At 42.3% G+C, this 25,592-nt stretch carries 26 protein-coding genes; 11 read left to right on the top strand and 15 right to left on the bottom strand.

What is annotated here, in order from left to right; translation table 11 throughout:
* Positions 1 to 20: 20 nt before the first annotated feature.
* Genes hemW through AUR67_RS20245 form a run of 6 tightly spaced genes read right to left on the bottom strand, consistent with a single transcriptional unit; the run spans position 21 to position 4,366 of the window.
* Positions 21 to 1,154, bottom strand: a complete 1,134-nt coding sequence (gene hemW / locus AUR67_RS20270; RefSeq protein WP_058586595.1) for a radical SAM family heme chaperone HemW — start codon at positions 1,152 to 1,154, stop codon at positions 21 to 23.
* Entirely contained in the window at positions 1,151 to 1,750 is a 600-nt protein-coding gene (locus AUR67_RS20265; protein ID WP_058586594.1) for an XTP/dITP diphosphatase, read from the bottom strand. Before AUR67_RS20265 ends, hemW begins: the two co-directional genes overlap by 4 nt.
* A gap of 7 nt (positions 1,751 to 1,757) precedes the next feature.
* Positions 1,758 to 2,198 (bottom strand): DUF4426 domain-containing protein, encoded by a 441-nt coding sequence (locus tag AUR67_RS20260; protein ID WP_058586593.1) that lies wholly within the window; start codon positions 2,196 to 2,198, stop codon positions 1,758 to 1,760.
* Positions 2,199 to 2,256: 58 nt separating this feature from the next.
* Entirely contained in the window at positions 2,257 to 2,790 is a 534-nt protein-coding gene (locus AUR67_RS20255; RefSeq protein ID WP_058586592.1) for a YggT family protein, read from the bottom strand.
* Between the two features lie 23 nt (positions 2,791 to 2,813).
* Positions 2,814 to 3,635, bottom strand: coding sequence for a pyrroline-5-carboxylate reductase (proC, locus tag AUR67_RS20250; RefSeq protein ID WP_058586591.1), 822 nt, complete (start codon positions 3,633 to 3,635; stop codon positions 2,814 to 2,816).
* Between the two features lie 17 nt (positions 3,636 to 3,652).
* A complete protein-coding gene (locus tag AUR67_RS20245) occupies positions 3,653 to 4,366 on the bottom strand; it encodes a YggS family pyridoxal phosphate-dependent enzyme (RefSeq protein ID WP_058586590.1) in 714 nt (237 codons plus the stop codon).
* A 2-nt stretch (positions 4,367 to 4,368) separates the two neighbouring features.
* Here AUR67_RS20245 and AUR67_RS20240 point away from each other — a divergent pair, with 2 nt between their 5' ends.
* Genes AUR67_RS20240 through AUR67_RS20230 form a run of 3 tightly spaced genes read left to right on the top strand, consistent with a single transcriptional unit; the run spans position 4,369 to position 7,430 of the window.
* Entirely contained in the window at positions 4,369 to 5,409 is a 1,041-nt protein-coding gene (locus tag AUR67_RS20240; RefSeq protein ID WP_054562740.1) for a type IV pilus twitching motility protein PilT, read from the top strand.
* A 14-nt stretch (positions 5,410 to 5,423) separates the two neighbouring features.
* Complete coding sequence (locus tag AUR67_RS20235) at positions 5,424 to 6,557, top strand: PilT/PilU family type 4a pilus ATPase (protein ID WP_058586589.1); 1,134 nt, start codon at positions 5,424 to 5,426, stop codon at positions 6,555 to 6,557.
* On the top strand, positions 6,558 to 7,430 hold the full coding sequence (locus AUR67_RS20230) for a hypothetical protein (RefSeq protein WP_235591862.1): 873 nt from the start codon (positions 6,558 to 6,560) through the stop codon (positions 7,428 to 7,430).
* On the opposite strand, the gene ruvX is transcribed toward AUR67_RS20230, so the two are convergent.
* The 6 genes from ruvX to AUR67_RS20200 form a co-directional block, all read right to left on the bottom strand.
* On the bottom strand, positions 7,427 to 7,876 hold the full coding sequence (gene ruvX, locus AUR67_RS20225) for a Holliday junction resolvase RuvX (protein ID WP_058586588.1): 450 nt from the start codon (positions 7,874 to 7,876) through the stop codon (positions 7,427 to 7,429). The genes AUR67_RS20230 and ruvX overlap by 4 nt on opposite strands.
* 20 nt (positions 7,877 to 7,896) lie before the next feature.
* Entirely contained in the window at positions 7,897 to 8,454 is a 558-nt protein-coding gene (locus tag AUR67_RS20220; protein WP_054562737.1) for a YqgE/AlgH family protein, read from the bottom strand.
* Positions 8,455 to 8,478: 24 nt separating this feature from the next.
* Positions 8,479 to 9,432, bottom strand: a complete 954-nt coding sequence (gene gshB / locus AUR67_RS20215) for a glutathione synthase (RefSeq protein WP_058586587.1) — start codon at positions 9,430 to 9,432, stop codon at positions 8,479 to 8,481.
* Positions 9,433 to 9,500: 68 nt separating this feature from the next.
* Positions 9,501 to 10,235: a 16S rRNA (uracil(1498)-N(3))-methyltransferase gene (gene rsmE, locus AUR67_RS20210; protein WP_058586586.1), complete on the bottom strand. Its 735-nt coding sequence runs from the start codon at positions 10,233 to 10,235 to the stop codon at positions 9,501 to 9,503.
* Between the two features lie 69 nt (positions 10,236 to 10,304).
* Positions 10,305 to 10,766, bottom strand: coding sequence for a hypothetical protein (locus tag AUR67_RS20205; RefSeq protein ID WP_058586585.1), 462 nt, complete (start codon positions 10,764 to 10,766; stop codon positions 10,305 to 10,307).
* A gap of 28 nt (positions 10,767 to 10,794) precedes the next feature.
* The gene (locus AUR67_RS20200) at positions 10,795 to 11,688 is read right to left on the bottom strand and encodes a hypothetical protein (RefSeq protein ID WP_054562733.1); all 894 of its coding nucleotides are present in this window, start codon (positions 11,686 to 11,688) and stop codon (positions 10,795 to 10,797) included.
* 72 nt (positions 11,689 to 11,760) lie between these two features.
* Here AUR67_RS20200 and glnE point away from each other — a divergent pair, with 72 nt between their 5' ends.
* A complete protein-coding gene (gene glnE, locus AUR67_RS20195; protein ID WP_058586584.1) occupies positions 11,761 to 14,547 on the top strand; it encodes a bifunctional [glutamate--ammonia ligase]-adenylyl-L-tyrosine phosphorylase/[glutamate--ammonia-ligase] adenylyltransferase in 2,787 nt (928 codons plus the stop codon).
* Here the strand turns inward: glnE and AUR67_RS20190 are convergent.
* The 3 genes from AUR67_RS20190 to tolC all read right to left on the bottom strand — a co-directional run bounded on the left by AUR67_RS20190 (position 14,544) and on the right by tolC (position 17,553).
* Complete coding sequence (locus tag AUR67_RS20190; RefSeq protein WP_054562731.1) at positions 14,544 to 15,119, bottom strand: TcpQ domain-containing protein; 576 nt, start codon at positions 15,117 to 15,119, stop codon at positions 14,544 to 14,546. The two genes, glnE and AUR67_RS20190, sit on opposite strands and share 4 nt — an antisense overlap.
* 59 nt (positions 15,120 to 15,178) lie before the next feature.
* Complete coding sequence (gene lpxL / locus AUR67_RS20185) at positions 15,179 to 16,105, bottom strand: LpxL/LpxP family Kdo(2)-lipid IV(A) lauroyl/palmitoleoyl acyltransferase (RefSeq protein WP_054562730.1); 927 nt, start codon at positions 16,103 to 16,105, stop codon at positions 15,179 to 15,181.
* Between the two features lie 107 nt (positions 16,106 to 16,212).
* Complete coding sequence (tolC, locus tag AUR67_RS20180) at positions 16,213 to 17,553, bottom strand: outer membrane channel protein TolC (RefSeq protein ID WP_058586583.1); 1,341 nt, start codon at positions 17,551 to 17,553, stop codon at positions 16,213 to 16,215.
* 150 nt (positions 17,554 to 17,703) lie between these two features.
* Here tolC and AUR67_RS20175 point away from each other — a divergent pair, with 150 nt between their 5' ends.
* Genes AUR67_RS20175 through parC form a run of 7 tightly spaced genes read left to right on the top strand, consistent with a single transcriptional unit; the run spans position 17,704 to position 25,502 of the window.
* The gene (locus AUR67_RS20175; protein WP_058586582.1) at positions 17,704 to 18,336 is read left to right on the top strand and encodes an NUDIX domain-containing protein; all 633 of its coding nucleotides are present in this window, start codon (positions 17,704 to 17,706) and stop codon (positions 18,334 to 18,336) included.
* A gap of 9 nt (positions 18,337 to 18,345) precedes the next feature.
* On the top strand, positions 18,346 to 18,804 hold the full coding sequence (locus AUR67_RS20170) for a DUF1249 domain-containing protein (RefSeq protein ID WP_055021209.1): 459 nt from the start codon (positions 18,346 to 18,348) through the stop codon (positions 18,802 to 18,804).
* Entirely contained in the window at positions 18,791 to 19,573 is a 783-nt protein-coding gene (locus tag AUR67_RS20165) for a metallophosphoesterase (RefSeq protein WP_058586581.1), read from the top strand. The genes AUR67_RS20170 and AUR67_RS20165 overlap by 14 nt, the downstream gene beginning before the upstream one ends.
* On the top strand, positions 19,558 to 20,118 hold the full coding sequence (locus AUR67_RS20160; protein WP_055021196.1) for a YqiA/YcfP family alpha/beta fold hydrolase: 561 nt from the start codon (positions 19,558 to 19,560) through the stop codon (positions 20,116 to 20,118). The genes AUR67_RS20165 and AUR67_RS20160 overlap by 16 nt, the downstream gene beginning before the upstream one ends.
* A gap of 33 nt (positions 20,119 to 20,151) precedes the next feature.
* Positions 20,152 to 22,041 carry a DNA topoisomerase IV subunit B gene (parE, locus tag AUR67_RS20155; protein ID WP_054552648.1) on the top strand — a complete coding sequence of 630 codons (1,890 nt, stop codon included), beginning with the start codon at positions 20,152 to 20,154 and terminating at the stop codon, positions 22,039 to 22,041.
* A gap of 52 nt (positions 22,042 to 22,093) precedes the next feature.
* On the top strand, positions 22,094 to 23,194 hold the full coding sequence (locus AUR67_RS20150; protein ID WP_058586580.1) for a PQQ-dependent sugar dehydrogenase: 1,101 nt from the start codon (positions 22,094 to 22,096) through the stop codon (positions 23,192 to 23,194).
* A gap of 10 nt (positions 23,195 to 23,204) precedes the next feature.
* Entirely contained in the window at positions 23,205 to 25,502 is a 2,298-nt protein-coding gene (parC, locus tag AUR67_RS20145; RefSeq protein WP_058586579.1) for a DNA topoisomerase IV subunit A, read from the top strand.
* The last annotated feature ends 90 nt before the right edge of the window (positions 25,503 to 25,592 follow it).

Here is a 25,592-nt window from a genome sequence, read left to right as displayed (position 1 = left end):
TAGAAATTTAATTATAATTCTTAAACGAATAATTCTAGCAGGTCATTTAAAAAGCGATGGCCTTTTTGGCTTACCTGCCAGTTATCTTTATCATCAATTAGTAAGCCTTTTGCAATTGCATCAGTCAAGGCTTGTTCCTGACTTTGCAGTGACAAACTTGTAAGCAAAGGTAAATCAGCTTTGGGGCAGGGTTCAACTAAACGAAAACGATTCATAAAGAATTCAAAAGCTAAGTCGTCTTCTGCTACTTGCCATTGTTCGTATAAATACGGTTTGGCAAGATCCATATAACCTCGTGGGTGTTTTACTTTCACGGTACGGGTGATGATTTTATTTTCATCAGTAATTTTACCATGGGCACCGCAGCCGATACCGAGATAATCGCCAAATCGCCAATAATTCAAGTTATGACGGCATTGGTAACCGGGTTTCGCGTAGCCTGAGATCTCGTATTGCTCATAACCTGCTGCTGCGAGTAACGCTTGACCTTGTTCTTGAATATCCCAAAGGGTGTCGTCATGAGGTAAGGTCGGTGGCTTAGAAGCAAACTGAGTGTTTGGCTCAATTGTTAGCTGATACCACGAGATATGAGGTGGATTAAGGGCGATAATTTTTTCAAGGTCACCCAAGGCGTCTGCAACAGATTGCCCAGGTAAGCCATGCATTAAATCAAGGTTAAAGCTGTTTAGCCCCGCTTGATGCGCCTGTTTAGCCGCATAACTAGCTTCATCAGCACCATGAATACGGCCAAGGGCTTTTAGCTTGTCATTTTGCATGCTTTGCACGCCAATCGAAATACGATTGATGCCAGCGGCAACATATTCTTTAAAGCGACCTGTTTCGACAGTACCAGGGTTTGCCTCTAGGGTAATTTCACAGTCATCAGTTAGGCCAATTAATCTGTCGACTTCACCAAGTAGGCGAGTATAAGCGTCACCGGTTAATAAGCTTGGGGTGCCGCCGCCAATAAAGATGCTGTGGATTTTACGTCCTTGCACTAAATGCAAATCAGCCTTGAGATCATCAATAAGATGTTGAACGTATTCTTTTTCGGGGATTGTGCCTTTTTGGCCATGGCTATTAAAGTCACAGTATGGGCACTTTTGCACGCACCAAGGCACGTGCACATATAAACTTAAAGGCGGTAAACTCACAGGCCGCCTTTTTGCTGCAATTGCGCAAGTAGTTGTTTTAAAGCTTGGCCGCGATGGCTAAGGGCATTTTTCTGCTCTTTAGTTAACTGAGCGCTAGTGCATTGCTCAGATGGTACGTAAAAAACAGGATCATAACCAAAACCACCTTGACCATCTTGGCTATGAGTGATTTCGCCTTCCCAGCTAGCACTACAAATAAGTGGTGTAGGGTCGTCGGCGTGGCGCATTAATACTAACACACACCAAAAACGTGCACTGCGAACTGGGTTATCAGCTAGTTCTTTTAGTAGCTTGTCGATATTATCTTGATCGCTGGCACCCGCACCGGCAAAGCGTGCAGAGTACACACCAGGTGCTCCATTTAGGCCGTCTACTTCAAGACCTGAGTCATCAGCAATCGCAGGCATGCCTGTGATCTTTGCTGCATGGCGCGCTTTAATAATGGCGTTTTCAACAAATGTGGTGCCTGTTTCTGGCACGTCTGGCACTTGAAAATCGCTTTGTGGAACCACGTTAATATTAAGTGGGCTGAGCATACTTGCCAGCTCTTTTACTTTGCCAGGGTTACCCGTGGCTAAAACCAAGGTGTTGTTCATAGGTCTATTAATCTACGTAAAATTTTTGCTGAAACTTCAGCGTTTGTACTTTGCCATTTTGATTAATTTCGATATCAAAACGGTAAATTTCTTCGTTGCTGTAATCGATTTGCGCGAGGTAATAAATCGCATCGCCTTCAACAACTTCTTTAAATGTAAGCTGTTTTTTATTACCAAGTAGGTTACGTGCAGTGCCAGTTAAAGTTGCAGTCTGCGCTGTTTTATCGCTGTTTTTTAATACCGAAATATTAATAACCCCTTTGCTAGGGCTACGCTCTAAATCATAGTTTTTAGCAATGTTTGGCTGAATAAAAGTCGATGGAAATGCAATGTAATGAACTTCCCAAGGGCCAAGAACCTTGTACTGGGCGCCTGCTTGTTCATCAGCTTTGGCAAAGGTTGTAAATAAACTCAATACAATCAAAGAAAAATAAATAAATTGCTTCATGGTATATCTCACTTAACAAAAGAGGCCTTTCGGCCCCTTACTGCTTCACGTTAAACGCTTAGCCAATTAAATCCATTACTAAAAACTGTAAAAACTGTAGACCAATAATCAACACTAAGATTGATAGGTCTAGACCACCTAGTGGTGGGATTATCTTACGAATAGGACGCAACATCGGCTCAGTTAGCTGGTGGAATACAGCCTCAATTGGGTTGTAGCCTTGGCTTACCCAACTTAGTAAAGCACGAATAATTAATACCCAAAATAGTAAGTTTAGGCCTTCTTTAACTACCGTAATTAACGCTTGAATAAATACCGGACCTGGCGCCCAAGCGTTATAAAACATCAGAAAAATAACACTGAGTTTTGCTACAGCAACTAAATAAGCAAGCACTAACGAAGCAATATCAAAGCCACCCACTCCAGGGATGATTTTACGAAGTGGGTTCACTGCGAACGAAGTGGCTTTCACCACAAACTGGCTCATAGGGTTGTAAAAGTCAGCTTTTGCCGCTTGTAACCAAAAGCGTAAAAGGACCACCATTAAAAAGAGATCAAAAATAATCCCAACTAAAAAGTGCATGGCTTGCATAGTTTTACCTTCAAAAAGTAAGCTTAAAGTTCTTTTTCCATCGCTTCAGCGCGAGCAATACAGGCATCCATTGCATCTGCAACAGTGCCAACTAAACCTTGTGATTTAAGATGCTCAACAGCTTCGTGAGTCGTACCCCCTTTAGAGGTTACGTTTGCACGTAGCTGAGAAATACTGATGTCTGGTTGCGACAGTGCCATTTCGGCGGTACCCAGTGCTGTTTGTTGTACTAAACGGCGCGCATCTTCATCACTAAAGCCAAGTGCTTTAGCTTTTTCTTCAATAGCTTCCATAAATAAGAAGAAGTAAGCAGGTGATGAGCCTGTAACAGCAATGATGTCGTTGATTTGTGACTCTTGCTCAACCCAAACAACAATGCCTGTACACTCAAAAACTTGTTGTACAAACTCGTGCTCTTCAGCAGTTTCGCCAGCGCCATATAGACCAGAAACACCACGGCCTAGTAATGATGGTGTATTTGGCATACAACGCACCATTTTCACATCTTGACCTAACATTTCACGTAAACGGCTAACGGTAAGGCCAGCGGCCACTGAAATAAATAGTTTGTCGCTAAAATCAACGCCTGAATCTTGGAATGATTGGCAAAGATCGCCCATCATTTGTGGTTTAACAGATAAGACAATCACATCTGCATCGCGAAGTGCCGCGTTGTTATCCGCGGTAGTTTGCACCCCGAAATCAGCAGCAACCTTAGCTAATTTTTCTTGGTTGCGATTGGTTGCAATGATGTTTTTTGCTGCAAAACCGTTCTTTACCATGCCGCCAATGATGGCGTAGCTCATGTTACCCGTGCCTATAAATGCGATTTTTTTGTCTGACATATGTCTGTTATCACCTTTTAATTTCGTTGGCCAAATATATCCGTGCCAATGCGTACCATGGTTGAACCTGCTGCAATCGCCGCTTCAACATCATTACTCATACCCATCGACAAGGTGTCTACTTGGGGATATTGGGCCTTTAGTTTATCAAAGCAAGCGCTTAATTGCTCAAAATATTGTAATTGTAGCTGGGCATCATCGGTTTTGGCAGGAATCGCCATCACACCGCGCAGGCACAAATTAGGACATTCATTGACGAATTCGGCCAATGCCATTAGCTCGTCTGGGTGGCAGCCTGACTTAGCCTCTTCTAAACTAATATTGACTTGAATTAACACATTGAGCGGCGCTTTATCAACTGGTCGTTGCTCATTAAGACGTTTAGCAATTTTTGTGCGGTCAACGCTTTGCACCCAATCAAAATGCGTGGCTACTTGGGCACTTTTATTTGATTGAATAGGGCCGATAAAGTGCCAAACAATGTCTTTATAATTAGCCAATGCTGTGACTTTTGTTACCGCTTCTTGAACGTATGATTCGCCAAACTGGCGTTGACCATGCTCATAGGCAGCAATAATATCGTCGGCAGGTTTTGTTTTTGAAACAGCCAATAGGTTGATTGATTGCTCATCGCGGTGATTATTTTTTGCAGCTTGAGCAATTCTTGCGTAGGCGGATGTAAGTCGTTCTGCTATTGTAACCATATAATTATCAGTTGGTTGTGGAGTCATAAATGGATATTACCGAATTATTGGCCTTTAGTGTGCAACACAAAGCCTCGGATTTACACTTGTCATCAGGCGTATCACCTATGATACGTGTTGATGGTGACGTGCGTCGTATTAATATTCCAGCATTAGAACAAAAAGATGTAAATAGTCTGGTATACGATATTATGAACGATAATCAGCGTAAGGACTACGAACAAAATCTCGAAGTGGATTTTTCTTTTGAAGTACCAAACCTTGCGCGTTTTCGTGTTAACGCATTTAACTCAAACCGTGGCCCTGCAGCGGTGTTTCGTACTATCCCAAGTGATGTTTTAACGCTGGATGATTTAGGTGCGCCTGATATTTTTAAAACCATTTCCGATAATCCACGTGGTTTGGTGCTAGTCACCGGGCCAACGGGTTCTGGTAAATCAACCACATTAGCGGCGATGGTTGATTATATTAACCAAAATAAGCATCACCATATTTTAACTATCGAAGATCCAATCGAATTCGTACACGAGAATAAGCTGAGCCTTATTAACCAGCGTGAAGTACACCGTGATACGCATAGCTTCTCTAATGCGCTTAGAAGTGCACTACGTGAAGATCCGGATGTAATCTTAGTGGGTGAGCTGCGTGACCTTGAAACAATTCGCTTAGCGATGACCGCGGCAGAAACAGGTCACTTGGTGTTTGGTACCTTGCATACCACATCAGCACCAAAAACTATCGACCGTATCATTGACGTATTCCCAGGTGAAGAAAAAGACATGGTACGTTCAATGTTGTCAGAATCATTACGTGCCGTAATCTCGCAAACTTTACTTAAAAAAGTGGGCGGTGGCCGAGTAGCTGCCCATGAGATCATGATAGGTATTCCTGCAATTCGAAATCTAATCCGTGAAGATAAAATTGCACAAATGTATTCATCAATTCAAACCGGCGCATCGCATGGTATGCAGACCATGGATCAATGTTTAGCAAACTTAGTTAACTACGGCATTATTACAACCAATGATGCGCGAGCTAAAGCGCAAGATAAAACCCAATTTGGTGGTTAACGGAGCTATTTAAAATGTCTTTACCTTTAAATCATTTTTTACAAGTTATGATCGACAAGAAAGGCTCAGACTTGTTTGTTTCGAGCCAGCTGCCTGTCAGTGCAAAAGTAAACGGTGAATTAATACCTTTAAGCGATGAGAAGCTCTCTGATGAGGATTCACTCGCTTTGGTCGAGTCAGCAATGAACGACAAACAGCGCAAAGAATTTCATGACAGTAAAGAATGTAACTTTGCAATTGCGACTGATGAAGGCCGTTTCCGTGTTTCTGCCTTTTGGCAGCGTGATAGAGCGGGTATGGTTATTCGCCGTATCGTGACGCAAATCCCAGATGTCAACGAACTAGGTCTGCCATCAACATTAACCGACGTGATTATGGCAAAACGTGGTTTAGTGCTGTTTGTAGGTGGTACAGGCACAGGTAAATCAACCTCGCTTGCTGCGCTGTTAGGTTATCGTAACCGCAATCAGCGTGGTCATATTCTTACCATTGAAGATCCTATCGAATTTGTTCACGAACATCGTAAAAGCATCATTACCCAACGTGAAGTTGGTTTGGATACTGAAAGCTTTGAATCAGCGCTAAAAAGTTCGTTACGTCAAGCTCCCGATGTCATCTTAATTGGTGAGATCCGTTCACAAGAAACCATGGAGTACGCACTCAGCTTTGCCGAAACGGGGCACTTGTGTGTGGCGACACTGCATGCGAATAATGCCAACCAAGCCATTGACCGTATCATGCACTTAGTACCAAAAGAAAAGCACGATAAGTTAAAGTACGACTTAGCACTTAACCTTCGCGCAATTGTTGCTCAGCAGTTGGTGCCAACTTCCGATGGGGAAGGGCGTGTTGCTGCAATTGAAATTTTGCTTAATTCACCTATGGTCGCCGAACTTATTAAAAAAGGTGATATTGGCTCTATCAAAGAAACCATGGCTAAATCGAAAGAAATGGGCATGCAGACCTTTGACCAAGCCTTATTTGAGCTTTATAAACAGCGCCGTATTAACTACGCTGATGCGCTACACCATGCTGACTCGCCAAATGACTTACGCCTAATGATTAAGCTGCAAAACAATGAACAAAGTGGTGCGGGCTTCTTACAAGGCGTGACTATCGATGGTCTTGATGGAAAGAGTGACGAATAAATGTGTTTGCGAGTAAATTTAATCGGTTGGTTATTTTTATTGCTGAGTACCTTTCAGGTATATTGCAATGATAATAAAAGCGTAGTTATTTTTATTCGCGATGATGTTTATGACGATTACAGTCGCTTTTTGAATGGTCGCAAACCTCTTGAAGTTAAAGACTTCAGTGGGGCTTACATACGCCGTGATGTGGTCGATATGATCATAGCTCAACAAGCATTGAGTTTAGGCGGTTTTACCAAGCCATTTCGTTATCACAAAGGCAATGTTAATTATCGCAATACCAAGCTGTTAGAAGATGGCCAGCTACTATTAAGCTTCGATAGTGTTTGGTCTGTTGATGCAAAGCAGCTAGTTGAGTCGGTATATATCTCTGACCCTGTGATTCGAAATGGTGAGTATTACGCGGGCATATTTACTTCACCGAACAATAAGAAAGTGCAGCAAGTAAAACAGCTTGCTGACTTTAAACAATTAACCGCAGTGTCTACGCCACGCTGGCAAACCGATTGGCAAACGTTATCTGCTCTGCCCTTAAAAGAGTTGCTCAGAGAAGATGAATGGCTTGGGCAAGTCCGCACTGTATCGATGCAGTGGGTTGATTTTATGATGATGCCCTTAATGCCTAGCCTCAATAATCGCTATACATTAGAAAACATTGAACTGGTAGCTGTGCCAAACCTTGTACTCCAGCTCAATGATAGCCGTCATTTTATTATTTCGAAGAGTCACCCCGATGGAAAAGCGGCCTTTGTTGCAATTCAAAAAGGGCTTGCGCAGCTTCGTAAAATAGGCGCAATTGAAAAAGCCTACCGAGAGGCAGGCTTTATTCCAGATTTAAACAACTATACGGTGATTAATAAAGCGCCTTAGTCGCCATAAAACTGCTCAAAAAAGCTTTCTAAGATGATCACCGCAGACATATTATCAACATTACCTTTACCAAGGTTTCGGTAGCCACCTTGTTCGAACAAACGCGCTTTGGCATCTGCCGTTGTTAGTCGTTCATCCTGCGTTTCAACCGGTATAGCAAAGTGGTTATGTAAGCGGTTTGCGAACTTCTTAGCTTTAAAGGTAACTTCTTGATTGGTGCCATCCATATTAAGCGGTAAACCAACCACCATTAAATCAGGCTGCCACTCATCCACTTGTTTTTTAATAAGTTGCCAATCAGGGATCCCATCTTTCGCTTTTACAGCTTGTAAGCTTGATGCTGTTCCTGTGAGCTCTTGACCAATGGCAATACCAATACTTTTGGTGCCAAAGTCAAAACCCATTACGGTGCGTTCACCGAGTGGCTTAAAAGTTCGTTTTGTCATAGTCTTAAAATTTATAAATGTTAGGCGTGGCCAGCTTCAGAGCTTAATTGCCCGATATCAAAACCCAGCATAGAAACGGCTTTTTCCCAGCGTTTTTCAACTGGGGTGTTAAAGATGATCTCAGGATCTGCTTTGATAATTAACCATGAATTCTCTAGCAGTTCTTGCTCTAACTGTCCTTGATCCCAACCAGCATAACCCAGTGTGATAATAAATTGTTCAGGTGCTTCACTCGTGGTTAGGCTTGCTAACACATCTTTTGAAGTGGTGATCATAATATCACTACTAAGTTTTTGACTCGCTGCATAACCTGGTTTTGGTGAGTGCAAAACAAATCCGCGATCGGTTTTTACAGGTCCGCCTGCGTACACAGCTAAACCTGCAGCTTGCTTGCTTTTGTCGTTATCAATTTCGATTTTATCGAGTAGCTCGCCCACGGTGATATTGATAGGCTGGTTAATTACCAAGCCCATCGCACCATCTTGATTGTGCTCACAAATGTAAGTGACAGCACGCTTAAAAAAAGGGTCTTGCATGCTCGGCATCGCGATTAAGAAATGATTCTCTAATGACTGCATAGGTCGCCCCTTTTGTTGTTTAAATTAAGTATGGCTCAGTTTTCTTTCAATGGCATCAAATAAGTGACCAGTGATTGAAATGTCATAAGCGGCTTCAATCTCTTTTACACATGTTGGTGCAGTGACATTGATTTCAGTTAAACGGTCGCCAATGATATCTAGACCAACAAAAATAAGGCCTTTTTCTTTCAGCGTAGGTGCTACAGCCTCTGCAATTTTACGGTCTGAATCGCTAATCGGGCGTGCTTCACCTCTACCACCTGCTGCCAAGTTACCGCGCGTTTCGCCATTTTGTGGGATACGAGCTAGGCAATACGGCATTACTTCACCATCAACCACAAGTACGCGTTTATCGCCTTGCTTGATTTCAGGAATATAGTTTTGTGCCATTGCAAAACGACTACCATGTTCGGTTAGCGTTTCGCAGATCACACCAATATTGGCATCATCTTCTTTAACTCTAAAGATAGATGCACCACCCATACCATCTAGCGGTTTTAAAATAATATCTTTATGCTCAGCTAAAAATGCACGAATGTCTGCTTGGCTACGTGTTACTAAAGTATCTGGCGTATGTTCGCTAAACCAAGCTGTGAATAGCTTTTCGTTAGCATCGCGTAAGCTTTGCGGCTTATTGATTATAAGCGTGCCAGCTTGCTCTGCACGCTCTAAAATATAGGTAGCGTAGATGTACTCAGTATCAAAAGGCGGATCTTTACGCATTAAAATAACGTCTAAATCTGCTAAAGCAATGGTGGCTTTTTCTTCTAATTCATACCAGTGATTTACATCATCAAACACACGGGCTTTGGCGGCTGTTGCAAAGCCTTGACCTTGACGTAGAGAAAGGTCATCCATTTCCATGTAGTAAACTTCGTAACCGCGCTGTTGCGCTTCCATCATCATTGCAAAGCCAGTGTCTTTTTTAATATTAAAGCCACTAATTGGATCAGAGATTATGCCTAGCTTAATTGCCATATTTTTGCCTTAGAATCGTATGCCATACTATGTTTTGTTACTTTGATATATGGGTATTTTTACGGTTTTCAATTCGCTAAATCGCCAAACTGTAATTGTAATGCGCTCAATACCGTCAGAGCGGCTGTTTCTGTTCGCAGAACACGTGGGCCTAAGCGAATATCAACAAAGTTTTGCTGTTTAGCAATGTCAATTTCAGCATCGGTAAATCCACCTTCTGGGCCGACTAAAAAGCGCACTCCTTCGTTTGGTACTTGAATAGTTTTAATACTGTGCTCAGCACGCGGGTGCAAAGTAAGTTTAATCGCCTCACTTGCTTGTTCTAGCCACTCTTTTATATCGATAGGAGGGTGTACAACAGGCACAAAATTACGGCCTGATTGTTCTGCGGCGGCAATTGCAATTTTTTGCCATTGCTGATGTTTTTTAGCAAGGCGATCACCACTTAGTTTTACGCCACAACGTTGGCTAAAAATTGGGGTGATTTCTGTGATACCCAGTTCAACAGATTTTTGAATAGTGAAATCCATTTTATCGCCACGAGAAATGCCTTGGCCCAAGTGAATTTTTAAAGGCGATTCAACATCATGATCAACAAATTCCAGTGGCTCAACGACGACATTTTTTTTGCTGACTTCAATAATTTCACTGAGGTATTCACCTCCTTCACCATTAAAAATCGAAACCTTATCACCGACTTGCATACGCAATACACGGCCAACATGACCTGATGCATCATCATCAAGTGCTACTGGGGTGTTTAAAGAAATCGCTGAAGGTTGGTAAATATGTGGAACTCGCATGGCTGTCACTTATCAATAAATTTAGCAATATGGTAAGTATACAGCGGCTTAGGTGCAATTATTTATTTGTTATTTAAATTCGTCTTTGGCACTTAAAACATCTGCAGTGGTTTCGGCAATCTCAGATTGGCAAGAAAGGTGGTTAATGTGAGCAGCATCCGGGCAAGGTGTAAAACTAAAGCTATGTCCATCTTGTTGCACTAAGTAACGTATTTTGTGCAGTGAGTTATAAATAAACTTTTGGGCATCATTCGCCAGTTGATAGTCAGTGTGATTAATCAGTACACCTTGAATATCGTGGTGTTCATGTAAATAGCTGGCGAGTTCTGAGACACTAATTTCATTACTAAAATCGCAGTAGCAATAATCTTTAACGAGTTGATCAAACATGAGTTTAACCATATGGCGGCTATTAGCGCCAGCCACAACTAGAGTCGAATTTTCGGCATTTGCAAAGTAGTGCTGAGCAAATGCGCGGCTAAACTCATCATCTATATCAACTAATAAATAATTATTAACTTTAAAGGGCATAATGCCTCACGATTCAAATACTTCCGTATCAAATTGAAAACATACTTATTAGTAAATAGCCTATTGCACCGAAAACGGCAAACTCTATACAGGCTATGCCAATGTTATCTTGGTGATCTACTTCTAACGATGTGTCGATATTAGGTAGAGAGATATATTTAATAATGTAGCTCAAAATATATAACAATACCCACATTGCACCGCAATGAGATACTAGAGTGAATAAATTTTCTACCATCTTACCACTAATAAATGATGCACTGGCAAGACCAGCATAGCCCGCAAGTGCTAGGCCGATAGACTTACCCGCGTAGCGAATGCCAATAGAGGTATTTTCAAGGTTAAAGTTACTTTGTAGTGATGCACCTTGGTTGGCTTTTGCAAAGCGATATTCACGAATTTTACTATCAAGGGCAAACATACCTTGCAGCACAAAAAAGCTCACAGTGGCGATCAATAAGCTGCTGTAACCTTGGGTATGGCACCAGTTATAAAGGCCTAGAGCGATAATGCAGTTTGCGATTAACATGCCTGAATCGACCAAGGCGGCGCAAACATTTTGTTTGAGTATGGCTGCTTCTTCATTAAAGCGATGCAAAATCCATTTACGATGAATTAAATGGCCTATTTTTATAAAGGCAAATAACAGCACAATGAGTAAAAGTACTTTTAGCGGGTTAGATTGGGCTGCACTTAAGCTAATTTCATCAAATATATAAGCGATGGTGGCTATAACGACCATAATTTCGCTGGCAAAGCTGATCCCCATGGCAAAGTTATCATGTTGCGCAAGCTCTTCTTTAAGCGCTTGTTTTGCTTTGATTTGCGTTAGAATACGTAGCAGTACTATAGTGACGCAAATTACAGCGAAACTAATAGCAATCGCGACTAAACTAGTGTTAGATAGTGATAAATATGACATGCAGGTCCCTGCTAAATAATTCTTTGATAATCATTCTAGTACGGTTATTGGCAAGTTAAAAGAGAGTATTTAATGAGTAATTTACACGCGCTTCCCGAGTCACTTCATCAGTTAGGCCAAACCCGCTTCGCAAGCTTATACGAGGGGCAAACTGAACAACAAAAAATTATTAACTTGCTGTCTTTAAGTGACTTTGCGTGGAACTGCTTACAATCTCAGCCAAATTTAAAAGACTGGTTACTTGATGACAAAGAGCTTGCTAACCGTGCAGTTGAAGCCCCGTTAAGTAGTACTGAAATCAATGAACTTGACGACAATGCTGCGATGGCAAAGCTGCGTTTGTATCGAGAAAAATACTGGTTGAAAGTAGCTTTTCTTGATTTGTGCTGTGCAAACCCAATTGCCGATAGCATCGCTTATATCTCGGCCCTTGCAAACCAGCTTATCGATAGTGCTAATCAGTGGGCGTTTGCGCAGGTCGCAAAAGTCAGTGGTATGCCGCTTGATGATGACGGTAATGCAATGCCAATGTTAGTTTTAGGTATGGGCAAACTTGGTGGGGGAGAGCTTAACTACTCATCTGACATAGATTTAATTTTTTCTTATCCTCGCGATGCTGCAACGCAAGGGGGGCGCCGCTCCATTGAAGCCCAGGTGTTTTATACCAAAGTGGCGCAAAAGCTAATTATGGCACTTAACCAAACCACGGTAAATGGCCAAGTGTTTCGGGTTGATATGCGCCTGCGCCCATTTGGTGAAAGTGGACCTTTGGTGATGAGCTTTCATGCAATGGAAGATTATTACCAAGAACAAGGACGTGAGTGGGAACGCTACGCCATGCTAAAAGGGCGATTAATTGGCACTGAAAACCGTTATTGGGATGAGTTTTATGAATTGCTAAGGCCGTTTGTATACCGCCGCTATATAGATTTTTCGGTGATTGAATCGCTGCGCAAGATGAAGCAAATGATTGCCCAAGAGGTGCGCCGAAAGCGCCTTACAAACAATATTAAATTAGGTGCCGGCGGTATTCGAGAAGTAGAGTTTGTAGTGCAAGCACTGCAAATGGTTCGAGGCGGCCGTGAAGCTAACCTACAAACTCAGTCATTGCTGGTTGCTTTAAAAGAGCTGGTTAACAACCAAGTGATGTCGAATAAAGAAGCTGAGCTATTAACACAAAACTATTTAGACTTACGTCAAATTGAGCAGTACCTACAGATTTTCGATGATAAGCAAACGCAAACCCTACCTGATGACGAGTTAAACCAGCAACGTTTATGCTATTTGCTCAACAAAGATGACTTTAATCAGTGTTTAACTAGCATTGAGCAGACCATGTCTCAAGTCCATGGTGAGTTTGAACAAGTGATTGGCTTTGAAAGTGAAACGGCGGATCCGTGTGAAAGTGAGTACATTAGCGCTTGGGAAATGACTGATGTAAGCCTTATGTGTGAGCCAAATCTTGACTGGCAAGCGGCGCTTGAGGATTTTAAAGCGCGCTTAACTAAGGCGAAAATTGGCAGTCGAGGTCGTGATATCCTCGATAAATTAATGCCGCTTTTACTTAAACAGCTAACAGTTACAAAAGCCAGTAGCGATGCTTTTACCATGATCTGCCAAGTGCTGAATAAGATCATCTCACGAACTGCTTACCTTGAGCTGTTATACGAAAACCCAGGGGCGTTAAATCAACTGGTAGCACTTTGCTGCCATAGTAAATGGATTGGCGAGCATATCTCTCGTTATCCAATTTTACTTGATGAGCTGATCGATCCGCAGGTGCTCTATAAACCAACCCCTTTATCTGCTTACAAAGATGAAATCAGACAATACTTCTTACGTATTGAGCATGGCGATTTAGAGCTGCAAATGGAAGCACTTCGTCAGTTTAAACAAACGCATCAGTTACGCATTGCAGCAGCCGATGCAACCGGTGTACTGAGTGTGATGAAGGTAAGTGATCACCTTACTGCACTTGCTGAGGCTATTGTAGAGCAAGCGGTCAATATTGCATGGCATGCATGTGTTGAGCGCTTTGGTCGGCCTGCGAATACCTCAGATCAAGAAAAGGGCTTTGCGGTTATTGCTTACGGTAAAACTGGCGGCTTTGAAGTTGGCTACGATTCAGACTTAGATCTGGTATTTGTGCATAACCACGATGGCAGCAGTTATACCAATGGTGATAAGTCGATTGATTCGCGTCAGTTTTATTTAAAGCTTGCGCAGCGCTTAATGCATCTATTCAACACGCGAACTGCGTCAGGCATATTGTATGAGCTTGATACTCGCTTACGTCCTGAAGGGGCGTCGGGCTTACTCGCTATTAATTTAGAAAGTTTCTATCACTATCAGCAAACTCAAGCATGGACCTGGGAACATCAAGCTTTGGTTCGTTCACGCATGATTTATGGGCAAGATTCGTTGAAAGAGCGTTTTACACAAATCCGCAAAGACGTTTTGTGCCAAGCCCGCGATAATGAGAAGCTAAAGACCGATGTTGTTGAGATGCGCGAAAAAATGCGCGCTCACCTTGCTAAAGGCAATGATGATCTGTTTGATTTAAAGCAAGATAGGGGCGGTATTACAGATATCGAGTTTATCACTCAGTATCTGGTGCTAAATAATGCTTTGCAACACTCTGAGCTGACGACATGGTCTGACAATGTGCGTATTTTAGCTGATGCTGCACGTTTAGGCTGTATTACTGAGCAAATGCAGCAAGAATTAGTGGCTGCGTATATTGCCTATCGTTCACGTTATCATGTAATGAGTTTGAATCAGCAGGGACGTTGTGCGCCTCGTGCTGAGTTAACTCAGCACATCGACTTAGTAAGTCAAGCGTGGCAGCAGGTGTTTTAGCTTTTTAAGCGACGGCAGTTTTCGCGCACATAAGCAGAGGGCAGCTCAGTGATAACCGCGGCTCTTTGCTTAAAGCAAAAATAGGTGTAAACCTCATTTTCGAAATCATCGTTGATGGCGCGGCCAACCTGATAAAGGGTTGAGACAAAGTTACTATCAACGCGAAAATGATCTTTTACAACATAGTCTTTACTTAAATACCAGTACAGTACGATATCTTCGTGACGAGCATAGTCAGAGAGTACATCTTTTAAGGTGTTACCATTTTCAAAGCGGCGCGGTTGAATATCACCAGTCCAGTTAGGCGATGAAGGCTCTACGACTTTTTCGCGTTCAAAAAGTGCGACATCTAAGCTGGTTTCTGGCGTAGGTAATTTAAGAACGTATTTATCGCGCTCATTATTCTTGTTATTTACTTGGTTACGTAGCGCCGCATAAAAGCGCGATAAGCCTTGCGCTGCAGCATTTTTGGTATCTTTAATGTCCATTACTGGACCACTACCAAATAAAAAGTAAATAGCAGCAGCAATCAAAATAACAGCTAATGATAAATGCTTAACCCAAAACCACATTTCTAATACTCTTGTTGTTGATTAGCTTTATAAAACCATACAAACGGTAAAATGTCACTCTACTTGTAATAAGAAGGTGCATTCTTGTCAGGGCGAGTTTTAAAGCGACGGTGAAGCCACATATACTGCTCAGGCGCTAAATCGATAGCTTGTTCCATACGCTGATTTACGTGGGTAACGTCTGCAAGGTCATCGCCACTTGGGAAGTTTTCAAGTGCAGGTAATACCTCTAGATGGTAGCGACCCTCTTCATCACGACGACTTGTTAAACTCACTGTTTCGCAGTTACGGCTACTTGAAAATAACAGCGTTCCCGTTGTTGTTGCTGCTTCTTTTACCGCATAAAATGGCGCAAATTCGCAGCGGTTACGGCCGTAATCTTGATCTGGCAGGTAGTAGCAAACCTTTTTATTTTTAAGCGCTTGCAGTAAGCCTTTAACATCCTTTTTGCCAATTAAGTATTCGTTAGAACGAAGACGACCGTTAGTCGTGAAATATTCCATTAAAGGGTTGTTATGCGGTCGATAAAAGCCAATACCTTGGTGTTTTACACCCATGATACGGCTCGCCATTTCTAAGTGTAAAAAGTGTGGCACAAGTAACAGCACACCTTTACCTGATTGCTGAGCTTTTTCAAAGTGTTCTAGGCCTTTAACAGAACCAAACACTTTATTGATTCGCCACTGGGGCCACCACCAAGCCATGCCGGTTTCCATCATTGCAATACCGGTATTTTCCATATTCTTACGAACTAATTCGCGTTGTTCATGCTCTGGCATATCAGGAAAACATAAACGGATATTTACCTCAGCAATATGGCGACGACGTTTCATAAAACGGTGTACTAGACGACCAAGCAGTTTTCCAAGCGCTAATTGTAATTTATGTGGTAACCAAGAGATAAGATATAAAAAGAACACGCCAATCCAAGTTAACCAGTAACGAGGGCCTAAAAAAGACGCTTTAAAAGGAGATGAACTAACCACAAAAAAATCTCTAAAAATAAAAAAGCTAGTTTAACTGTATGTCTTTAAAAATACAAAAAAGCCAGCACGAGGCTGGCTTTACGATAAGGACTTTATAGAAGAAATGCTTAGATTTCTTTTAAACCTTGGTTAATTGCAACAAGGTCTTCGCTAGTTAGTGTACCAGCAGCTTGTTTCAAGCGAAGTGTTGAAACAACATAGCGGTAACGAACGTTTGCTAAATTACTTTTTGCATTGTAAAGGTTTTGCGTGCTGATCAGTACGTCTACGATAGTACGTGTACCAACTTCAAAGCCTGCTTCAGTTGCTTTAAGCGCACTTTCAGCAGAAACAACAGCTTGTTGTAGCGCTTTATAAGTAGCAATGTCAGACACTACTTGGTTGTACGATGTGATAACCGAGCGAGTTACTGCACGTAAGCTTGCTTCTAAATCTTCACTTGCCGCAACATAGAAAGCGCGTGCTTGATCTGTCGCTGCTGTTGTTGCACCACCTGAGTAAATAGGTAGGCTGAAGTTAACACCAATACTTGTACTATCTTCGCGTGGTTGGTGTGAGTTGCTGTTTAGATCAGTTAGGCTGTCTCCGTATGAAGCGCTTAATGTTAGCTTCGGATAGTGACCAGCTTTTGCTAAATCGATTTGATCTTTAGCAATATCAACCGTTACTTTTGACACTTGCAGATTTAAGTTTTGGTCTTTTGCAATTTCAATGTAGTCAGTTGACTGCTTTTTAGGTGCAACTGTTGAAAACGTTTCAGTATTCAACATGTCTAATTTCGCGTGGTATTTACCTGTGATTTCGCGAAGTTGCTCACGAGCTGTTTCAACACTGTTCTTAGCAACGATTTCTTGTGCAACAGAGTTATCGTACTGAGCTTGCGCTTCGTGTACGTCAGTGATAGCTGTTAAACCTACTGCATAACGCTCTTTAGTTTGTTGTAATTGGCGCTCGATGGCACGTTTTTCTGCTTGAACAAACTCAAGGTTATCGATTGCACTTAGTACATTGAAGTAACCTTCAGCAACACGAACGATTAAGTCTTGGCGTGCAAAATCATACTGAGCGTTTGCTTGTAATGCTTGCTTGTCAGCAATACCTAGTGAATTCCATGCACCTAAATCAAACAGTGTTTGGCTTAAGCTAATACCACGGCTAAATTCATCAGGCTCGTAGTCATATCCTGTATAACCCGTAGCATCATTACCCTCGTAAAGATCTGATTTGGTTGATTGGTAACCAAGACTTAGACCAATTTGTGGTAATAGTGCACTTAACGCGCGATCGCTCTCATAGGCTTGTGCATCTGCTTGGGCTTTTGCTTTAAGTACGGTAGGATCGTTTGCTGTCGCAATCTCGTAAACTTGTAGTAAGTCTTCAGCATAACTAGCTGTTGCAGTCAGTGCGCTTGAAAAACCGATCAGCGCAGCGAGTAGTGTTTTTTTCATTGTTCGTTCAGTCCTTAGACAATTTTGTACTATCACCATGGTACTCTTTTTTAATGAATAACCAAAAAAAAATTACGTAAATCTGCATGTCCAAGTGTAACAGAATATAATTGGCCGTAACATTTACTTAAAACGCAAAGGAAATAGTGAATGAAAATATCAGCAATCTCACAATTTAATCATGATGACATAGAGTTAAAGCCGATTGAGCGTGTTTATGATGGTTTCTTTAAAATTAATACTTATCGCTTTCATCATGCATTGTTTGCAGGTGGCAAATCAGTAGAAGTTAAACGCGAAATTTTAGAGCGTGGCCATGCTGTTGCTGTACTTCCTTATGACCCTGCGACTGACCAAGTTTTGTTAATCGAACAAATCAGAATTGGCGCGCTCGCATCAAAGCAGTCACCTTGGTTACTTGAGTGTATTGCAGGCATGGCAGATGGCAGTACTGATTATGAAGATGTAGCGAAGCGCGAAGCGTTTGAAGAAGCCGGTATTGAGCTGAACGAGCTGGAATTTATGATGTCGTATCTTTCAAGCCCCGGCGGCACCACTGAGCGTTTGTATTTATATTTAGCGCGCACTGACTTAGCAGGGTATCAAGGCGGTATTTTTGGCCTTGATAATGAAGATGAAGATATCAAAACCCATGTAATGTCATACGATGAAGCTATGCTGCGCCTAGATCAGGGTGAAATAGATAATGCAGCGACAGTTATCTCATTACAGTGGTTAGCACTGAATAAGCAACGTATACTGTCTGATTGGAAAAACTCATAGGGGATTATTTTGTCGTACGTCAGTGCCCAGCAGCGTTATATTCAAAGCTTACCTAAGTACTTAACTTTGTGTGAGCATAATTACGTGCGTGCGCTCAAGCTATTACCCAATGAGCGCCGCATAGGTCAGGAGCGAAAGGTACAATTAGGGCACAGCACTTTTGCGGTTAAAGTTGACGATACAGCAAAATACACCACAGATATTTCTATCAAACAAGAAGCCGGTAATTTGCCTTCGGTTAAGCCTTTGTATTTAACGGTACGTATGTATCATGATGCGAAAGTCGCTGAAATTGTGCATCATGATTTTCATCAGCGCATCAAGCCTTCCTATGCTTACCCAAATCCGAATATGCATCAAAAAGATGAAAAATATCAGCTTAACGCTTTTTTATATGACTGGCTGGTGGCTTGTGTTGAAAACGGCCGAGCAGTTTTAAATTGGGATGTAAATAATGGCTTGGTTTAGTAACGCCTACCATTTTGATAAAACAGCACTGAAAGTTGCCCATATCACTGATTGCCACTTATCAAAAGACACAACGGGTGAATACTTTAACGTGAATACGGCAGCGTATTTTGGGCGCTGTTTACAGGCTATTGCTGAGCTCGATGTGGATTGTGTGGTATTTGGTGGTGATTTAACACAAGATCACAGCACGGAGTCTTACCAGCTTTTTGCTAAATTAATAGCAGACTCAGCGCTGAGTTGTCCGGTGTTTTGGTTGCCGGGTAATCATGATGAACTTGGTGAATATAAAAAGCTTACAAGCCCGCAAATATTAAACAATAAACGAATTACCTTTTTAGGTGGGCAGCTGCTGTTGGCAAACTCAAAAGGCCCGACGCCAGCAGGCTGGGTAACACATACGCATTTAGATGAATTAAGCCAAGCAGTAGGGCAGGTACCTAGCGTGGTGTTTTGTCATCATAACCCGCTGCCTATTCAAGCCTACTTAGATAAACATATGCTAGAAAATGGCCCGCAGTTTTTAAATACCTGTGTTAATACTGAGCAGTGTGTGGGGGTATTTCATGGTCATGTGCATCATGAGTACACGCAAACCTACCGTAACCTTAGTGTGTATGCGACACCGGCCAGTTCAATACAGTTTACCAAACACACTAGGGCGTGGCAGCAAGAGGATTTAGGCCCCGCATTTCGAATCATCGACTTAATAATTGATGAGCAACAAAACTTACTGTTAAGCACGGATGTAGTATGGCTAAACGAGTAATTTATATTCATGGCTTTAATAGCTCTGAGCAATCTTACAAAGCAGTTCGTTTTGGTGAGCACATGGCGCAATTTGATGTCGATTATCAGGTGCCGCGATTAACTCATGAGCCATTACATGCAATTTTACAATTAGAACAACTGCTAAATGATGATACTGTATTACTAGGTAGTTCATTAGGCGGTTTTTATGCGACCTATTTGTCGCAACGTTATTCGATCCCTGCAGTGGTTATTAACCCTGCGGTTCGCCCATTTGAGTTACTCGATAACTATTTAGGGGAAAACTATAACCCGTATCAAGACAGTCACTATGAACTTGGTACTCGTCACATGGATGCATTGCGCAGCTTATATTTGCCGCAATTAGACACCCCTTCATTGATTTATTTGCTACAGCAAACGGGCGATGAAGTACTGCCGTTTCAGCAGGCGGTTAAATATTATTCTCAGTGTAAGCAACACGTTGAATTTGGAGGCGATCATAGTTTTATCGGCTTCGAACAAACCTTTGCAAGTATTGTAGATTTTCTTAAAATCACGTAAAACATAGCTAAGCGCATAAAAGATATAAAAACTATGAGTCAGCAAAATTATAACGCCGAAGCAATTGAAGTCTTAAACGGATTAGAGCCCGTAAAACGCCGCCCAGGTATGTATACCGACACGGTTCGACCTAATCATTTAGGTCAAGAAGTTATCGATAACAGTGTCGATGAAGCAATGGCAGGCCATGCCACTAAAATAGATGTCATCCTTCATGAAGATAACTCTCTTGAGGTTATCGATGATGGCCGTGGTATGCCGATTGATATTCACCCTGAGGAAGGTATTCCAGGTGTGGAACTTATTTTTACCAAGCTGCACGCCGGTGGTAAGTTCTCTAATAAAAACTATCAGTTTTCCGGTGGTTTACACGGGGTAGGTATTTCGGTTGTAAATGCGCTATCGACTCGTGTTGAAGTCACTGTGCGCCGTGATGCGCAGCAATTTCGTATGGCCTTTGAAAACGGCGACAAGGTTGAAGACCTAAATGTCATTGGCACTGTAGGTAAGCGTAACACAGGTACAACCGTGCGTTTTTGGCCTGATGCGAGCTATTTTGACTCAGCTAATTTTTCTATCACTAAGCTTAATCACTTATTAAAAGCCAAAGCAGTATTGTGCCCAGGCCTGCGTATTAAGTTTACCAACAAGCAAACCAAAGAAAGCCAAGAATGGTATTACGAAACAGGTTTAAAAGATTACCTAGTTGAAGCAGTTAAAGGTTTTGAAGTATTACCAAAAGAGCCGTTTATTGGTGACTTTTCAAGTTCAACAGAAGGCGCTGACTGGGCTGTTGTATGGCTACCTGAAGGCGGTGAATCAATCGCTGAAAGTTATGTAAACTTAATTCCTACTGCACAAGGCGGTACGCATGTTAATGGTTTACGCCAAGGCTTGCTTGAAGCTATGCGTGAATTCTGCGAATTCAGAAACTTATTACCGCGTGGTGTAAAGCTAACGCCAGATGATATTTGGGAGCGCTGTAGCTACGTATTATCGGTTAAAATGCAAGACCCTCAATTTGCAGGCCAAACAAAAGAAAAGCTGTCTTCTCGTTCATGTGCTGCGTTTGTATCTGGTGTGGTAAAAGACTCATTTAGTTTATGGTTAAACGAGCATACAGAAACGGCAGAATTATTAGCTGAGTTATGTATCTCAAATGCACAGCGCCGCTTACGTGCCGCTAAAAAAGTTGTGCGCAAGCGTGTTACCTCAGGCCCTGCATTACCGGGTAAATTAACTGACTGTAGCGCCCAAGATAATGACCGTACTGAACTATTTTTAGTAGAGGGTGACTCAGCGGGTGGCTCAGCAAAACAAGCGCGCGACCGTGAATTCCAAGCAATTATGCCGCTGCGCGGTAAAATCTTAAATACTTGGGAAGTTGAATCTGGGCAGATTTTAGCATCGCAAGAGGTGCATGATATTTCTGTCGCTTTGGGTATTGACCCTGATTCAAGTGATTTATCTGGTCTGCGTTATAACAAAATATGTATCTTGGCCGATGCTGACTCGGATGGATTGCACATTGCTACCTTGCTTTGTGCGCTGTTTGTTCGCCACTTTCCATCGCTTATCAAACAAGGCCATGTGTATGTAGCTATGCCGCCGCTATTTCGTATCGACATTGGTAAAGAGGTTTACTACGCCCTTGATGAAGACGAAAAGAACGGTATTTTAGCGCGCATTGAAGCTGAGAAAAAACGCGGTAAAGTCAATGTACAGCGTTTCAAAGGCTTAGGTGAAATGAACCCGTTACAATTACGCGAAACCACCATGGATCCTAATACGCGTCGTTTAGTGCAATTAACCTTAGACGAAGAAGAGCAAACCATGGAAATGATGGATATGCTACTTGCGAAGAAACGTTCGTCAGACCGTCGCCAATGGTTAGAAGATCACGGTAACCGCGCAGAAGTTTAATAAAGGGTGTAGCAACCTAGTTGCTAGCAAAGAATTAAAGGGCAAGACAAAAATGAAAAAACTACTGACCTCATTATTATCGCTGAGCTTGTTATCAGCGCCTGTAATGGCAAAAGATATTCTTGATAAGTTAACAGTTGCTGATGGGTTTTCTATAAGCCTGTTTGCCGATGATGTTGAAAACGCGCGTCAAATTGCGGTATCAAAAAGAGGCATTGTTTACGCAGGTTCGCGTAAAGCAGGTAATGTTTATGCACTGATTGATCATAACAGTGACGGTGTTGCAGATAAAAAGATTGTCATTGCTACAGGTCTTGAAATGCCATCAGGTTTAGCGATTAAAGATGGTGATTTATATGTGGCTGAAGTGTCACGTATCATTCGTTTTAAAGACGTAGACAAAAACCTAAAAGATCCTAAATTCGACGTGGTATACGACAAGTTTCCAACTGATCGTCACCATGGCTGGAAGTTTATTAGCTTTGCGCCAACCGGTGAGCTAATTGTGCCAGTGGGTGTGCCATGTAACATTTGTGCGGAAGACGACAAATACGGCCGTATCTTCTCGTTAGATGTGGATACAAAAGAAATTAAAACCATCGCCAAAGGTGTTCGTAACTCAGTTGGTTTTGATTATCACCCTACAACGAATGCATTTTGGTTTAGTGATAACGGCCGTGACATGATGGGCGATGACATGCCACCATGCGAAATTAACCGTGTTGGTGAAGGTGAAGAGGGCGCGCATTATGGTTTCCCTTATGTTCACGCTGGTGCGATTTTAGATCCTGAGTTTGGCAAAGGTAAAAGTATTGCTGACTACAAATCGCCAGCCCTTGCACTTGGTGCTCATGTTGCTCCTCTAGGTATTCATTTTTATAACGGTAAGCAGTTTCCTGCTAAATACAAAGAGCAGCTTTTTGTTGCTGAGCATGGTTCGTGGAACCGTAGTAAAAAATCAGGCTATAAAGTGATGCTAGCAAATGTTGAACAAGGTCGTATTACTAATTACACCCCGTTCATCACAGGCTTTATGCAAAACGAAGAAACATTTGGTCGCCCGGTTGCATTTGCAGAACTTGCAGATGGCAGCTTATTGATCTCAGACGACTTTGCTAATGTGATCTATCGCGTTAGCGCTAAGAAAAAATAGGTAAGCGTTAATGAGTGATACAGATACCTTGCTGATGCAAGGCGTAGAACAACAAACAATGGGCCGCTTTACTGAAGACGCCTACTTAAACTACTCAATGTACGTCATCATGGACCGTGCTTTACCTCATGTAGGTGACGGTCTTAAGCCTGTACAGCGTCGTATCATCTATGCAATGAGCGAGCTGGGGCTATCGGCGCAAGCAAAATATAAAAAATCAGCCCGTACCGTGGGTGATGTACTGGGTAAATACCACCCCCATGGTGATAGTGCTTGTTACGAAGCGATGGTGTTAATGGCGCAGCCGTTTTCTTACCGCTACCCGCTGGTGGACGGTCAAGGTAACTGGGGTGCTGCTGATGATCCTAAATCATTTGCTGCAATGCGTTACACCGAAGCGCGTTTATCTAAGTTCTCAGAAGTCCTACTAAAAGAACTGGGTCAAGGTACTGTCGATTGGACCGCAAACTTTGACGGTACACTTGATGAGCCAATGGTGTTACCTGCGCGTTTACCACACATCTTACTTAATGGTGTAACGGGGATTGCAGTAGGTATGGCAACCGATATTCCACCACACAATGTGCGTGAAGTTGCTAGTGCCTGTTGTTTATTACTTGATAAGCCAAAGACAGAAATCGAAGAGTTGCTTGAGTTAGTGCATGCGCCTGACTACCCAACAGAAGCTGAGATCATCACACCGAAAGACGATATTCGTAAGATTTATCAAACCGGACGTGGTTCTATCAAGATGCGTGCAATTTACACTGAAGAGCAAGGTGACATAGTGATCACTGCGCTGCCTCATCAGTGTTCAGGTGCAAAAGTACTTGAGCAAATTGCAGCGCAGATGAATGCTAAAAAGTTGCCGATGGTTGCTGATTTACGTGACGAATCTGATCACGAAAACCCAACTCGTATCGTGATTGTACCGCGCTCAAACCGCATTAAAGCTGAGCCATTAATGGCACACTTATTTGCAACTACAGATTTAGAAAAGAACTACCGCGTAAACTTAAACATGCTTGGCCTTGATGGTCGTCCGCAAGTTAAAGATTTACGTAGTATCTTAACTGAGTGGTTAACGTTTCGCCGTGAAACGGTTCGCCGTCGCTTACAGCACCGTTTAGATAAAGTATTAGCTCGCTTACATATTTTAGAAGGTTTATTAACGGCCTTCTTAAATATTGATGAAGTTATCGAAATTATCCGTACTGAAGATAAACCAAAGCCTGTATTAATGGAGCGTTTTGGTTTAACTGATATTCAAGCGGAAGCGATTTTAGAGTTAAAACTACGTCATTTAGCAAAACTTGAAGAGTTCAAGATTAAAGGTGAGCAAGATGAGCTTGCCCTTGAGCGTGACAAGTTAGAGCAAACGCTTGGTTCAGAGCGTCGTATGTCGACCTTGATGAAAAAAGAAATCCAAGAAGCGGCTGAAATGTATGGCGATGATCGTCGTTCACCAGTTGTTGAACGTGTTGAAGCGAAAGCGCTAAGTGAAAAAGACCTTATCCCTTCAGAGTCAGTGACCGTTGTGTTATCTGAAAAAGGTTGGGCACGTGTTGGTAAAGGCCATGATTTAGATGTTGAAGGGCTAAGTTATAAGTCAGGTGACAGCTATAAAGCCTCAGCGCGCGGTAAGAGTAACCAGCCTGCAGTGTTCTTAGACTCAAGTGGTCGTGCTTTTGCTACTGATGCACACAGTTTACCTTCAGCTCGAAGCCAAGGTGAGCCAATGACAGGCCGCTTTAACTTAAGCGCAGGAGCCAACTTTGAGCATGTGGTGATGGCAGAAGACAACCAAGTGTTGTTAATGGCCTCAGATGCAGGTTATGGTTTTATAAGTGACTTTAAAGACCTGGTGAGTAAGAACAAAAACGGTAAAGCGCTGGTCAGTGTTCCTAAAGGCGGTGAATTACTCGCGCCAATTAGAGTAACTGATGTAGCAACAGATTACTGTATGGCAATTTCTAACGAAGGCCGCATGTTGTTATTCCCACTGCGTGATTTACCTAAGCTTAGTAAGGGTAAAGGAAATAAGATTATTTCTATCCCAAGTGCGAAAGTACAAGCCCGAGAAGAGTTTGTAAAAGTACTGGCTGTGGTGCCTGCGGGCAGTAGCGTAACCCTGCATGCAGGTAAACGAAAACTGACACTTAAACCGGCTGACCTTGAGCATTATCATGGTGAACGTGGTAGACGAGGTAATAAATTACCCCGTGGCTTGCAGCGTGTTGATGAGGCTGTAGTCGAAGTGACTCAAACAGATGATAGTGATGAGTCGCCAAGCGAAGTAACAGAGTAAAAACCAGAGGCCTGCAATTGCAGGCCTTTTTATTGTTAAAACGTTATGAAATTTTAAGCGTACACATGTGCGCTTAAAGCTATGGAAATG

It is taken from the genome of Pseudoalteromonas sp. XI10 (assembly GCF_001469895.1).
Classification (GTDB): domain Bacteria; phylum Pseudomonadota; class Gammaproteobacteria; order Enterobacterales; family Alteromonadaceae; genus Pseudoalteromonas.
Note: the sequence above shows the minus strand (reverse complement) of the source record. Positions and strands in the feature narration are given on the sequence as shown.